We start from the raw sequence: 14852 nt of genomic DNA, 5'->3' as shown, positions 1-14852 counted from the left end.
GCACGGTCTTTTACGTTTTGATTTTGTACTTGTACTGAATCATGGTTAAAAAAAGAATCCTTTTTGGTTTTTTAGGTGTATTCGCGCTCTACGTAGTATATCTACTTTACATATTTGTACTCTCGCCCAAAACCAATTTACAGTCTGTTTACCTTATTCCCAAGGATGCTGTTTTTGTGATTGAATCTGAAAAACCCGTAGAGAGCTGGAAAAAAGTAAGCGAAAGTGACGCATGGCATCACCTTCAAAAGAACGGTTATTTTGCTGAACTCACGGAGAATATTCAGAAAGTAGATACTATTTTCAATAACAAGCGCAAGCTTTTTGAACTCTTCGATGGACGTTCGTTGTTCATCTCTATTCACATGATTTCCGAAAAGGATTATGGTATTTTTTATGTGCTAGATTTAAAACGAATAGCGAAGCTCAAACTACTAAAGACCTATTTAAATACATTACTTAATGAAAATTACACTTTAAGTAAACGTAATTATCACAACCATGAGATTCTAGAGATATACGACCGAAAAAGTAAGGAGACCATGCATTTGGCATTTATAAAAAACCAATTAGTGGCCTCTTATACGCATACCTTGGTTGAAGCATCTATCGACCAGTATCAAGAGCCGGTACTTGGCCGTGATCTAAATTTTATTGAAATAAACCAAAAAGTCGGTTATGAAGATTTATTCCGTTTATATCTGCAATATGATTATTTGGATGAGTATTATAAGCGTTTTTCAAACCAGCCAAGCGATTGGATCAACCGCGTAAGCGAAAATTTTAAATTCTCTGGTTTTAGTTTTGATTTGGATGAAAACAGTACGATTACTGCAAACGGATTTACGAACATCAGTTTCACCAATGAAAACTATTTAGAGGCCCTTCAAAAATCAGGTACTGCTAAAAGAACTATTGCCCAAATAGCGCCTAAACGTACTGCTTTATATATAAGTTATGGTTTTGACAGTTTTTCTGAATTCTATAAAAACTTTGAGTTAGTGCAAGAAGCAAATAGCTCTGAGGAGTATGAAAGTTATAAAGCAGGAATTCAAAAAGTAGAGAAATTCTTAAAGATTGATGTTAAAGAAAACTTCGTGGATTGGATTGGGGACGAGATTGCTCTACTTCAAATACAATCAGATATTTCAAAGGGCAAGAACGATTTAGCATTGGTATTAAAAGCTACGGACAGTGCTGCAGCAAAAACAAACCTAGACTTTGTACTCAATCAGATTAAAAAGAAAACACCGGTAAAGTTTAAGGCCATACCTTTTAAAAAGCATCAAATCAATTTTCTATCCATAAAAGGATTCTTTAAAATCCTGTTGGGTAATCGATTTAAAGAATTTGACAAACCTTATTTTTCGCAGATAGAAGATTATATAGTTTTTAGTAATAACCCTAATACGTTAAAGACCATAATTTCCAATTACGCAGAAAGGGAAACCTTGGCTTCTTCCGATAATTTTTTAACCTTCAACAAAAAATTCGAGGCTGAATCTAGCCTATTTGTATATAGTAACATTCCTGTATTGTATGATAATATGTATGCCCTAGCGGATAGAAGCACAAAAGCACAACTACGGAAAAATAAAGATTTCATTATTTGCTTTCCGCAAGTCGGGTTTCAATTAACCCCAGAAGATAATCTGTTTGAAAGTACGTTAATTGTCAACTATCAAGATGTGGAGAAAGTAAAAGTAAATTCTCAGTTTGAAGAAGTGCCAAAAAACGAAAAACAAACTTCAAAGACTAATGAAATCACAGATGCTGTTTTTAACCTATCGCCAATTTATCCAACCGATTTAAATGCGAAATCTTTTGCAAAGAAATACAGTAACGGTTCTATCCGTTTTGAGGTTGATTTAAAGGATGGTCTCAAAAATGGAAGATACCAAGAATACTACGCCAACGGCGAAAAGAAAATCACGGGCCGTTTTCGCAAAGACGAACAAGTTGGCACTTGGCGTTATTATGACCTAGAAGGAGAATTACTTCATAAAAAGCGATTTTAAACTGTAGTTCTAAGCGCAGTCGAAGTCAAATAAAAAACCTCGACTAATCCAGTGTTTCTAGTAAATGCCGTATAAATGTCGGGTCAAATCCAAGTAAATTCCTTGGGCATGTTTTATCTTGAGCGTAACATTGTTCTCAAGTAAAATTGTAAATCATGTTACTAAAACATATCTCCTTACTATTTTTTGTTTTGATGCTCTCATGCAATGATAAAGGGGGTACATATGTATGTCCACCATGTGATTTAGAATGTGATAAGTTAGTTTTTAAGGAAACGGGTAATTGTCCGCATTGTAAAATGACACTTATTAAAAAAACGGAACTAGAAACGTATTCAAACTTAGAGCCAAATGAGATTGAATTTGAAATGGGTTCAGGTTTGTTCTTAGTTGAAGGTGGTATTGAAAAGAGTAAAAGCATAACGATGCATTACCATATGCCTAAAAATTTTACCATTAATTCAAAGGTAATCTTTGTTTTGCCAGGAGCAGGTAGAAATGGAAAAGACTACAGAAATGCATGGATAGAACAATCAGAAAAATACGGTTTACTTGTTTTGTCACTAGAATATCCAGAAAATCACTACCTGGGATTTTGGAACTATAACTTAGCCGGAATGATTCATGACGTTGATGTTGAAAAGAAGACTTTTAAAATAAATAAAAATCCTAATGAATGGATATTTGGGGACTTCGACAGAATCTTTGACCTCATTAAGGTAAAACTTAATTTAAAGAAGGATAAATACGATATGTTTGGACATTCCGCAGGAGGACAAATTTTACATCGACTGTCACTGTTCAAACCTGATAATAATGCAGATAGAATTCTTGCATCAAATTCTGGGTGGTATACTGTCCCAACAGATTTAGATTCTTTTCCTTATGGTCTAAAAAATATTGAGTTGAGTACAAGTGAGATTGACTTCACTTCAAAGCTTACTATTTTCCTCGGAGAGAAGGATGATGAAAATGAAACTAGGGGGCATTTAAGACATTCTCCAGAGGTCGATAAACAAGGTTTAGATCGAATTTCAAGAGGTCGGTATTTCTATAGTTACAGTAAGACCCAAGCTGAAAAAACCAAAAAAGAATTCAATTGGAAGATTGAAATTGTGCCTAATGTTGGGCATGATTACGAAGAGATGAGTAAATGGGCAGCTGAATACTTGTACCGCCAATAGTATGTAACTGAATTGTACATTAAGTATTAATCAAAAAATTAAAGAAAATGCAACAACCACAACTAGGATTAAAAATTTCTGAATTACGAAAACAAAAGGGGCTCACTCAGGAAGAACTGGTAGAGCAATGCAATATTAATGTTAGAACATTGCAGCGTATCGAGAGTGGTGAAGTTTCGCCAAGAAGTTATACCATAAAGACTATTCTGTCTGCATTGGATTATGATTATGAAACCCTACTAGAGATAGACCGCTCTCAAGACTCAAAATTAAGTACAATACCACCAAAAGAAGCTAAATCAATCCATACCTTGTTAACAGTTGCTTTAGTGTCAGGCATTTTACTGATAATAACCGCGGTATTTGAGGGTATCGCCGATTACGTTCGTTTTGATGATGATGAACTCATTTATGGCAAATGGGGGCATTTTACAATAAAAATGCTAGTGCTTGTTTTTAATATCACCTTTATTTACGGTTTTCTTATTTCTGGAAAGCTTTTGAAAAATTATTTAATGAAAATTGCATCGGTCTTAATTATTATCGCGCTATTAGGTTTTTACACCTATGATATCATTTCTATATTTTATAATTCTTTCAATTTTGAAGTAGTAGTCTTAGCTGAAGCTATTGGCTTTGGAGCCTTGGGAATATTGTTCGGGATATCAATGTTAAAATCGGGCAAGCAATTAGGAACAATCGCCTTTGCAGCAGGTGGATTAGAGTTGCTTATGTCTTTTTGTTTGCTTACAGTGTTTTTATCTCCGGTAGCGCTGTTTTTGTTCTTCCCCGGTGTAATTCTCGAAGTGGTTTTACTTTACAAGGTAGTCACTTTGGTAAAAGAGCAGATATAGTTGTCTCTTAATCAGGTTTTAGAATCTATAATAAGTGAAAACCCCTTTAAACAGGGGTTTTTTAATTGGTAAATAGAAGTATTTTTGAATGAATACTAAACCAATCGTATGCTATTCTTTTTTGGAACCCGAGCTTCAAAAATAAAAGAGCGCAAGTTAAAGCGTACTACTTGCCCATACTGCCAAACTCAAGATTCATTTGTTGTAAGTACATTCAGCAAATATTTCCATTTTTTCTGGATTCCTATTATCCCCTTGTTTAAAACGAATATTGCAGAATGCACACACTGCAAAAAAAGTTATGACAAGGTCCACTTTACTCAAGAAATGCAGCGGAGTCTTGATAATGAGAATCGCTTAAACCCAGCAAAAAGGCCCTTATGGCAAGGTTGTGGGTGTTTGGTGTTGGTGGCTTTTTTTGCGGTAATGATGACTATTTCGTTATATGGAGTCTATATGCGTTCGAAAAATCCGGAAAAGTATAAAATCGAAGTAGACCCTAGGTTAGAATTTTTAAATGCCGATATCGATAAACTCTCTAGTTTTGTTCAGGCTAAGGACACGGTAACCTTAGCCTTAAAGCAATGCGTAGACGATGATATTGTAGGCGGAATAAGCACCGAAGACATTGCCTATTTTACCAAGCAAAGCGGTGATAAGCTACTTATTTTACTCGAGGTACGTGATATCAAAAAGATAAATACAAAGTATAGAAAAGAACTTATTGCTGTTATAGAAGACTGCATGCGATATACAAATCCAAAGGACAGCATTACGCAGTATTTTATTGGAATTGAAGGTAAGTGGAATACTGTTTTAATAAAGACTCCATTTGATGAAGATTTGGGAGGTCGTTTCGCTGATAAACAATTGTTACTGCCTTTTTATGGCGAGAAACCCATAGTCAAAGACGATAAAGAAATGGATTCTGTACTAGTAGAATAATATCTTGCCATATTAAAGGAGTAAATCTAAATACCTTTGTACAAATTGTTGTTATGGATAAGACTTTTTCCTTTGAAGATATCATGGACTTGCCCAGTCGTTTTCGAGCAAACTTAATCAATAAGGTTTCTGGTTATAAACCGGCCAATCTTATTGGTACAAAATCGAAGAGTGGTCAAACAAACTTGGCAGTTTTTAATAGTGTAATGCATATAGGTGCGAATCCCCCGTATCTGGGTTTTATCTTAAGACCAACCACTGTGGAACGCCATACCTATGAAAACATAAAAGAAACTGGTTTTTATACCATCAATCAAATTACGACTGCAATTCACGAAAAGGCGCACCAAACTTCTGCCAAGTTCGAACGTGAGGTTTCAGAGTTTGATGCGGTTGGCTTAACGGAGTTTTACCAAAACGATTTTCATGCACCTTTTGTGGCTGAAAGTCATATTAAAATCGGACTTTCTTTTCAAGAAGAACAACTTATCAAGTGCAATGATACCCGTTTGGTTATTGGTAAAATAGAATATTTGATTTTACCTGAAACTGCTATTTTAGAAGATGGCGACGTCACCCTTGAAGAATTGGATACCGCAGCTATTGCTGGATTATACAATTACTACAAGCCCGAGCATTTAGCCAAGTATGGGTATGTGAAGCCTTAAACTTGTTTTAGGCTTAGATATTAAAACAAGTATTGAGAGATTAAAGTAAGAAGTATCAGTTTCTAATATCGATTATTGCACCTCCTTGAGCTATCCCAAAATCACTTAACTCTATTAAATCAGTATTATTGAACTCAATGCTATATTGAAGAAGTAAATCTTTTCCATCTGCTCCTGTTAAAGATGCTATTATATTTTGATTATTAGCAAAATAACTTTTGACCCCATTATTAAAATTACTGGTTTCAATATTTGGCAATAAATTTTCATAATTACTATTTTCAATGTTTAGAGAAAATGGTTCTGTTGCATTTCCCCTTTGGGTCCCAAAAACCAGGGAGTAACCAAAAAATAAGTTGTCTGAATTAGTACTAGCCAATTGAATTAAGGCACCTTCCCTATTTTCTAGATCTAGGCTTGTAAAAGCCTTATTCAATATATCAATTTCTACGAAATCTTTAAATCTTGAGTTCTCAAACTCTTCTACAACTGATACATAAAGCTTTGAATTTTTAATTGTAGTTGAAATTGTTGTAAAAAACTCTCCAAGATTAATATCAAGATCTGTAATCTCAAAAGAGACTGGATTTATTTCTACAACTTTTGAAAATCCACTAGGAAATTCTATCTCACTATTTATAATTGCTATTAGGACACCTCTGTTGCTATCCCAATCCATAGAAACCAGACCTGGTGAATTCCCAAAAGCCTCTTTGTCTATTTCAAGAGTAGTCTTTATGACTTCCCCTGTGGTTTTATCAAATGAATGTATATAACCCTCAAAAGGATCAAAATTCTGTTCATAGATAAATACTTTTGAGCTAGAAGAGGTAACAGCATTGAAAATAATATTAAAACCAACTCCTACGATGTTACCTGCATCTTTAACTTTCCCACTGTTGTTACCTATTTCATATAAAAGTGCATTTCCGTCCGAACTTCCTCTTTTTAAAATCACGTAGCTAAAATCATCAGATACTGGATTTTGATTTTCTCCGTCCTGTGATGCTGAATCATCATCTATAATTTGTTCTTGATTTTCATCGCTATTAGAAGAGTTAGTGCATAAAGTGATAGAAAATAAAACTGATAAGAATAGAAATATCTTCAAAAGAGTTTTCATAATTTTTGTCTTTAAATATTAACTACTGGTATTTATTTAAAAATAGTGTTATATTAAATTGTAATGGTTTTATTCTGATAATTAATTGGCTCCAAAACCTTTAAGGCCTTCTCCACACTAGTAATCCTGTCAAAAGTCAGTAACAAGCGTAAGCCGTTTCGGGTTTGTTTTTCTCTTAACTGGCATTGCTGCGGGTGGCTTTGTACGTATTGTAACACCTTGGTAAAGGCAGCAGTTTGGTAAAAAGGCGATTGTTGGTCAGATAAAAAGTAACCAATAAATTTATTCTTCTTTAAAATCACCTTTTCAAGACCAATACTATTGGCCAACCATTTGATACGAACTGAATTAAACAAGTCCACAGCTTGTGTTGGCAGTTCCCCAAAACGATCTACGAGTTCCGTCTCAAATTTTTGGAGTCCTTCTTCATTTTCAATGGCGTTCAGCTGCGTATATAAATTAAGGCGTTCGGTGATGTTATTGATATAATCATCTGGGAAGAGCAGCTCAAAATCGGTATCGAGTTGCGTTTCTTTTACAAAAACTTTTGGCTTATCACCTTCTACTTCTTCGTAGAGTTCCTTAAACTCATTTTCTTTAAGTTCTTCGATGGCTTCAGCCAAGATTTTCTGGTAGGTTTCAAATCCAATTTCGTTGATAAATCCGCTTTGCTCACCACCTAATAAATCGCCAGCACCACGAATTTCCAAATCCTTCATAGCAATATTAAATCCACTGCCCAGCTCGGTAAACTGTTCTAAGGCCTCTATACGTTTGCGCGCATCGGTGGTCATTACCTCGTATGGGGGCGTAATAAAATAACAGAAGGCCTTTTTATTACTTCGACCTACACGACCACGCATTTGGTGTAAATCACTCAAGCCAAAATTATTGGCATTGTGTATAAAAATGGTGTTGGCATTGGTGACATCTAATCCGCTTTCAACTATAGTTGTGGAAACTAGAACATCAAACTCTCCATTCATAAAAGAGAGCATTAGGTTTTCCAATTTTTTACCTTCCATTTGGCCATGACCAATACCCACTTTAGCATCCGGCACGAGACGTTGAATCATACCTGCTACCTCTTTAATATTCTCTATGCGATTATGGATAAAAAACACCTGTCCGCCTCTTTGAATCTCGTAAGAAACTGCATCACGAATAATCTCTTCATTAAATCGAATCACACGGCTCTCGATAGGGTAGCGGTTGGGTGGAGGGGTCGTAATTACAGATAAATCCCTCGCAGCCATTAAACTAAACTGTAAAGTTCTTGGAATGGGCGTTGCGGTCAAGGTAAGAACATCAACATTCTCCTTAATCGACTTTAGCTTGTCTTTTACCGCAACCCCGAACTTCTGCTCTTCATCCACGATGAGCAATCCTAAATCCTTAAATTTTACATTTTTATTGACCAGTTGATGCGTGCCAATAATGATATCCACTTTGCCTTCAGCAAGACGCTCTAAAGTTTCTCGTTTTTCTTTAGCTGTTCTAAACCGGTTGAGGTAGTCAACTTCAACGGGCATCTCTTTTAGGCGTTCTTTAAAAGTACGCGCATGCTGAAAAGCTAAAATGGTTGTAGGAACTAAAACAGCCACTTGTTTCCCATTGTCTACTGCCTTAAATGCAGCGCGAATAGCCACTTCTGTCTTTCCAAAACCTACATCCCCACAAATAAGTCGGTCCATAGGGCGTTCGCTCTCCATATCCTTTTTTACATCGGCTGTGGATTTTTCTTGGTCTGGGGTATCCTCATAAATAAAGGAAGCCTCTAACTCATGTTGCAAGTAACTATCGGGGGCATATTGAAAGCCTTTTTCGAGCCTTCGTTTGGCGTAAATTTTAATAAGGTCAAAAGCAATTTTTTTGACACGACTTTTGGTCTTTTCCTTTACTTTTTTCCAAGCTCCAGAGCCCAGTTTGTAGATTTTTGGTGGCGCTCCGTCCTTACCATTAAATTTAGAAATTTTGTGTAGGGAGTGTATGCTCACATAAAGAATATCCCGCTCGCCGTACATCAATTTAATGGCCTCCTGCTTTTTACCTTCTACATCTATTTTTTGTAACCCGCCAAACTTACCGATACCATGGTCTATGTGAGTTACATAGTCCCCAATTTCTAGCTTGTTAAGTTCTTTGAGTGTAATGGCCTGTTTTTTGGCATAGCCATTCTTCAAGTGGAATTTATGGTAACGCTCAAAAATTTGATGATCGGTATAACAAACAATTTTTAAATCGTTGTCTATAAACCCTTGATATAAAGGGAATACTATGGTTTTATAATGTACCTCTCTCGACTCCGCTCGAGCTGACAGTTCATTTTCAGAATCGAAAATATCGTGAAAACGCTTGGCTTGTTGATCAGTAGCACAGAAAATATAATTGGTATAACCTGCGTCGTGATTATCGTTTAGGTTTTCAATAAGTAAATCGAATTTTTTATTGAAAGAGGGTTGTGGTTTGGTGTTGAATAGAATCTTATAGCTACTGTCATTTCGAGCGGAGTCGAGAAATCTTTGAGTATCTTTTGTCTGCATCTCGACTCCGCTCGATGTGACCGAAGAGGTTGAAGAACCAATTTCGACTAAGCTAAATTCTCGAAGTTGCTCTTTAAAAATAGCGGAATTCAAAAATAACTCCTCTGGTTCAGCATGTTTAATATCCTCACTTAATTTATTGAAACTCTCTTTTGCCTTTTCAAAATTGGAATCAATTCGGTCGTAGACCAAATCCAGATTTTTAGAAAAAATAACCGTTTTCGGAGAAATGTATTTTAGAAAACTTTCGCGGCTCTCGTGTACCAGTTTGTTGGCAACATTGGGTATAATACTTATTCGTTTTACTTTTTCTGTGGATAACTGGGTTTCTACATCAAAGGTTCGAATACTTTCTACTTCATCTCCAAAAAACTCGATTCGGTAGGGTTCGTCGTGCGAAAAAGAAAAGACATCTACAATACCGCCGCGCACCGAAAATTCGCCCGGCTCGGTAACAAAATCTACCCGTTTAAATTGATATTCGAAAAGCACCTCATTCAAAAACTCAAGTGATAGCGTGTCCTCGAGTTTTATTTTAAGGGTGTTTTTATCCAATTCTTTTCGTGTGACTACTTTTTCAAAAAGCGCATCAGGATAGGTGACAATGACCGCTGGCTTTTTTCTGGAATTAATTCTGTTTAAAACCTCCGCTCGTAGCAAGACGTTTGCATTATCGGTTTCTTCTATCTGGTAAGGTCTGCGATAACTTCCGGGATAAAACAACACGTCAGTATCGCCAATAAGTTGCTCTAGATCATTAAGATAATATGCGGCTTCTTCTTTGTCATTCAGCAATATTAAAAACGGATTTTCGCCAGCTTTGAACGCGTCAGAAATCACAAAGGAAAGCGATGATCCCGTTAGGCCTTTTAAAGAAATTTTTTGGTTTGAAGACTTCTCGACGCCACTCGAAGTAACATTTTTGGATATGACGTCCCGCAGTTTCCGTAGTTGTGGAGACTGTTCAAAAAGAGCTAAAATTGAAGATTTGGTCAATCTTTAAACTTTGCTGCAAATATAAGGTCAGTATAGCGAGGGCACAATGCCTTTTTTTAATTTTCTAACCTTCTTTCCAATAGTTTCTGAAACGGATTTGTTTTTCTGTTTAGAAACCCGTGTATTGCAATATTAACTAATAGAATAATGCTGCCTACAAGAGCAGTATATGCTATGATTTCATAGTTGGTTTTATGACGAATATAAATTGCGAAGAGCGCCCAAACTGCGACTAAAGCAAACTCTCGCATGTTGCGCTTCCAAATCATAATTAGATTCAAAACGGTAGCGACTAGCAACATTGTTATGGTCCAACTTTCTCCAGATAAAAAACCTCCGTCCCAACCTAATTTGGTTAAATAAGCAGAGATATTTGCAATAGTGGCCACTGAAATCCATCCACTATAAATACAAATGGGCCACCATACAAAAGCTATAATTGTAATTGGTGCATCCCACCTTTCCATGTTGGTGTTTAGAATAATTTTCACAAGTGAAAACAGAATACCAAGCATTATGAGCACGGAAAGTCCCGTAAGGTCATATACAAAGGCCAGCACCCAACAACTGTTAAGAACATTGGCTATTATAAACCAATAACCGGTTTGTTCAATAAAGTTGCTTGACTTGTTTCCAAAAAAGGCTCTTTTGACCTGAAAAATGCTATAAGCAAGCAAACCTAGAAAAATGATACCCCAAATGGCGAAAGCATAACTGGCCGGAGTAAACAAGTTGTCATATCGGTTGCTAATTTCCCCAATAGTGGTGTCGTTAAGTCTAAAAGCTTGCGAGATATAGTTTACTGCAATTACAAGTACTACCGAAACCAAGTTGGCCACTGCTAGTGTCTTTTTCATCTTTGTTATTTTTGGTGAAGCTAAGCATTATCGAGGATTTATAGTAAACCCTCTAGACTTTAATAACCTCATCTTCCGCAATCGCAAAAACTTCATCCTCTTTGGTAGGTTCTAGTACATAAGTTCCTGTAAATTCACCAAAAGCGGGTAAAATGAGCTGTTGTTTCTTTTTAAAAAAGCACGGTAATTTCAAACGTTGTCTGCCAAAACCTTGTAAACGTACCGCGGGGTGAATATGACCGCAGAAATTAAAATAACTATCTCGTTCTTCAGGATGATGGGTTAACAAAAACCCTTCTATTTCTAGCTCCTGAAATATTTTAATGCCCAAGGCTTCAAACTTTTCTGGAGCTATAATATCATGATTGCCTGCAACCAATAGAATCTCTGAAGGTGTTTTTTCGACCCAATTCTCAAAAAACTGCCATTCTTTGTTTAACGATGAATGAAATAAATCTCCCAAGAAACATATTTGAAACGGTTGAAAATAACTAACGATTTCATCTAGCAAAATGAAGTTTTTGTGTATTGCTTTTTGGGGCACAGCAGCGCCAAACTTTCTAAAATGTGCAACTTTACCCAAATGCACATCACTTATTAAAAGCATCGATTTTTCTACCCAAAAAATACCACCGTTAGGATGGAGGATGAATTCTTGGTTTTTTATTTGGATAGTCTGAGTCATATAGTTAAAAGTGGAGAAGTATGGCAAAGGTAAAATAACCACCTCTTTCTTCCGCTATGCGTAATTCATTCTCCTCCTTGAAAAAAGGAGGAGGGCTTTTCAGGAATTGAAATGTTCTAAGATCTCCTGCAAAACTGATGAGAGATTATCAAATGCCATTTTGTTTTCGAATCGTAATACGGTATAGCCTAGGTTTCGAAAAAATTCATCTCGGATTCCATCTTTTTCTTGAGCTATAGGATTGTTATGTGTTTCACCATCCAATTCGATGATTAAGCGTTCTGATGGGCAAAAGAAATCAACAATATAATTATCAATACTGTGTTGTCTTCTAAATTTTCTTCCTTCTAGCTGTTTTTTAGATAAGTGTTTCCAAAGAAAGGCTTCGGCAGATGTACTATTATTTCTTAGTAATTTTCTATTTTGTTCTAAATATTTATGGTTGTGCATAGTATTCAAATAGATGAAAAATTCCCCTCCTAATTCTAGGAGGGGTGCCCGTAGGGCGGGATGGTCTATTTCATCAAAATTTTGGTCATTCGCTTAATTCTATCAGCCAGTTTTTCATTAGATAGCTTTTCACGTAATCTATCAGTAATGATAGGAAAAGAAAAGGGGGTAGGTTTTGTGCATTCTTTCCATACGATTTCTTGTGAAGCAATGCGCTCCAATGCTAAACGTAAACGTCCCTCTTCCAATTGGTGTTCGAAAGTCTCGGTAAATGCTTGTTGATAGAGCAAGTTGTCAGCTTCAAAATCTTTAAAAACATCAAAGAGTAATTGAGAACTACTTTGCAAATGTTTCATTTTAATACCCTTGTCAGGATAGCCTGTAAAAACCATGCCGCTGATTACAGCAATGTCACGGAATTTTCGACGTGCCATTTCGTTACTGTTCAGGCTCTTTTGTAAATCAGAGAGCATATACTCGGTTGTTAAAAGATTATTATCCAAAACAGCTTGAATATTTATGGGTTTATCAGATAACAATTCAAAACCATAATCATTGTAAGCCAATGAGCAAGTTATGGGTGTAAGTAAGCTTATGCGATAAGCCAACAGACTGCTCATGGCTTCATGAACGCCACGCCCTTCAAAGGGGTAGAAAATATGATGATACCCATCTCTGGTTTTAAAAGTCTCAATTAAAAACTCATTTGGTTTCGGTACAATACTTTCTTCCCGTTGTTTACTGAACATGGGAAGTAGCGATTGAATCTCTTTAGATTGTTTTGAAAACTCCAACTCTGCAGTGTATAGTTCTTGTCGTAATAGTTCCGACATTTGAGCTGAGAAACTTAATCGACCGCCCATCCAGCTAGGAACTTTGCTCGTACGCTTGCTAGAATTACGAACGTGCGCCAGCATGCCCTTAATCCGAATAAATTCTAAGTTCCTACCTGCAAAAGTAAATACATCACCCGGAGATAGTTTAGAAATAAAGTACTCTTCAATAGTACCAATATACCCACCTTTTTGATAGCGAACTGAAATTGATGCATCACCTACAATTGTTCCTATTTGAAAGCGATGTCGCATTGCAATACCACGATTAGTTACCTTAAACCTACCATCTTGTTCTACTTCAACTTTTTGATACTCATCATAGGTTTTAAGGCTTTGACTCCCCATGACCAAGAAGTTTAAAAGCCATTGCCATTGGTCTTCCGTTACCGCTTGATAGCAAAATGTTTGTTTAATTTCTTCAAAAATTTCTTCAGGATAAAATCCATCGGAAATTGCCAAGGTCGTTAGATACTGCAGTAAAACATCAAAACTGTTCAAATACGGAATTCTATCTTCAACAGCAGCATTTTTTACCGCTTGTTGCATGGCAGAAGCTTCAATAAGTTCCATAGCATGAGTGGGTAAAAAGTGAATCACACTTTCCTTGCCGGGCTGGTGCCCACTGCGACCAGCTCGCTGTAAAAAACGGGCAACGCCTTTAGGCCCCCCAATCTGCACTACCGTTTCTACAGGGGCAAAATCAACCCCTAAATCTAAACTTGAGGTACAAACAACTGCTTTTAAACTTTCATTTCGGATGGCTTGCTCTACCCATAATCTTGTTTCTTTATTAACACTCCCGTGGTGCATGGCAAATTCACCTGCGTATTCTGGATGTTTCTCCAATATCTTTTGAAACCAAATTTCACATTGGCTTCGCGTATTGGTGAAAAGCAAGGTGGTTTTACTTTTATTGATGATGGGAATAACATCTTCCAATAAGCGTAATCCCAAATGTCCGCGCCATGGAAAGGTTTCCATTTCTTTAGGAATGATACTCTTTACTGTGATTTTTTTGTTCAGTTTGGCTTTAATCAAAACCGAATTATGATAAGCGGTTGTTTCTGGCCCAAGTAGTACTTGTCTTGCCTGTTCCAAATTTCCTATAGTAGCTGAGATTCCCCAAATTCGTAAGTCGGCACTAATGGTTTTTAGCCGCGATAGTGCCAGTTCCATTTGCACCCCTCGCTTGGTACCCAATAACTCATGCCACTCGTCAACTACAATAGCAGAACAATCCTTAAAGACCTGGTCGTATCCTTTTGATGAAAGCAAAAGTAGTAGGCTTTCGGGAGTAGTGATCAACAGATCTGGCATTTTAGTTTTTTGCCTCGCACGTTCTTTGGTTGAGGTATCCCCAGTTCGGATACCTACGGTCATTTGGGTTTCCAGATCTTGTGTTATTCGTTCGGCAGATTGTTTAATTTCATGTGAAAGTGCCCGTAAAGGGGTAATCCAAATCGCTTTTAAACCTTTTTTATGTTTGGTTTTATATTCAGGATTGTTTTTGATATAATTTAAAACAATTGGAAACCAAAGTGCATACGTTTTTCCGCTCCCAGTTGGGGCATTTAGTAGACCATGTTTGCCTTGTAAAAAAGCCGTCCAACTTTCTTTTTGAAACGCAAAAGGATTCCAATCTTGTTGGGTGAACCAGTTTTCGGCGATATTGAAAAGTTCTTTACGATTCACG

Annotated in this window: 11 protein-coding genes; 5 read left to right on the top strand and 6 right to left on the bottom strand. The window is 36.5% G+C overall.

Going from position 1 to position 14852, the window contains the following annotated elements; genetic code table 11:
* Positions 1-41 precede the first annotated feature (41 nt).
* The 5 genes from ACFSQJ_RS17930 (at position 42) to ACFSQJ_RS17910 (ending at position 5669) form a co-directional block, all read left to right on the top strand.
* Positions 42-2018: a DUF3352 domain-containing protein gene (locus ACFSQJ_RS17930; RefSeq protein ID WP_377768274.1), complete on the top strand. Its 1977-nt coding sequence runs from the start codon at positions 42-44 to the stop codon at positions 2016-2018.
* Positions 2019-2173: 155 nt separating this feature from the next.
* Positions 2174-3202, top strand: a complete 1029-nt coding sequence (locus tag ACFSQJ_RS17925; RefSeq protein WP_377768273.1) for a hypothetical protein — start codon at positions 2174-2176, stop codon at positions 3200-3202.
* A 47-nt stretch (positions 3203-3249) separates the two neighbouring features.
* Entirely contained in the window at positions 3250-4056 is an 807-nt protein-coding gene (locus ACFSQJ_RS17920) for a helix-turn-helix domain-containing protein (RefSeq protein WP_377768272.1), read from the top strand.
* Between the two features lie 108 nt (positions 4057-4164).
* Positions 4165-5001 (top strand): hypothetical protein, encoded by an 837-nt coding sequence (locus ACFSQJ_RS17915; RefSeq protein ID WP_377768271.1) that lies wholly within the window; start codon positions 4165-4167, stop codon positions 4999-5001.
* A gap of 53 nt (positions 5002-5054) precedes the next feature.
* Positions 5055-5669, top strand: a complete 615-nt coding sequence (locus ACFSQJ_RS17910) for a flavin reductase family protein (RefSeq protein ID WP_377768270.1) — start codon at positions 5055-5057, stop codon at positions 5667-5669.
* A gap of 55 nt (positions 5670-5724) precedes the next feature.
* Here the strand turns inward: ACFSQJ_RS17910 and ACFSQJ_RS17905 are convergent, their stop codons facing one another.
* From ACFSQJ_RS17905 to ACFSQJ_RS17880, 6 genes are all read right to left on the bottom strand, one after another.
* Positions 5725-6792 (bottom strand): hypothetical protein, encoded by a 1068-nt coding sequence (locus tag ACFSQJ_RS17905; protein ID WP_377768269.1) that lies wholly within the window; start codon positions 6790-6792, stop codon positions 5725-5727.
* A gap of 53 nt (positions 6793-6845) precedes the next feature.
* Positions 6846-10331 carry a transcription-repair coupling factor gene (gene mfd, locus ACFSQJ_RS17900; RefSeq protein WP_377768268.1) on the bottom strand — a complete coding sequence of 1162 codons (3486 nt, stop codon included), beginning with the start codon at positions 10329-10331 and terminating at the stop codon, positions 6846-6848.
* Positions 10332-10387: 56 nt separating this feature from the next.
* Positions 10388-11188: a tryptophan-rich sensory protein gene (locus ACFSQJ_RS17895; protein ID WP_377768267.1), complete on the bottom strand. Its 801-nt coding sequence runs from the start codon at positions 11186-11188 to the stop codon at positions 10388-10390.
* A gap of 52 nt (positions 11189-11240) precedes the next feature.
* On the bottom strand, positions 11241-11873 hold the full coding sequence (pdeM, locus tag ACFSQJ_RS17890; protein ID WP_377768266.1) for a ligase-associated DNA damage response endonuclease PdeM: 633 nt from the start codon (positions 11871-11873) through the stop codon (positions 11241-11243).
* 99 nt (positions 11874-11972) lie between these two features.
* Complete coding sequence (locus ACFSQJ_RS17885; protein WP_377768265.1) at positions 11973-12323, bottom strand: endonuclease domain-containing protein; 351 nt, start codon at positions 12321-12323, stop codon at positions 11973-11975.
* A gap of 65 nt (positions 12324-12388) precedes the next feature.
* Positions 12389-14851: a ligase-associated DNA damage response DEXH box helicase gene (locus tag ACFSQJ_RS17880; RefSeq protein ID WP_377768264.1), complete on the bottom strand. Its 2463-nt coding sequence runs from the start codon at positions 14849-14851 to the stop codon at positions 12389-12391.
* Between the last annotated feature and the right edge of the window lies 1 nt (position 14852).

This window comes from Croceitalea marina (genome assembly GCF_042684265.1).
GTDB classification, from domain to species: Bacteria; Bacteroidota; Bacteroidia; order Flavobacteriales; family Flavobacteriaceae; genus Croceitalea; species Croceitalea marina.
This window is presented reverse-complemented; position numbering and strand designations above follow the sequence as displayed.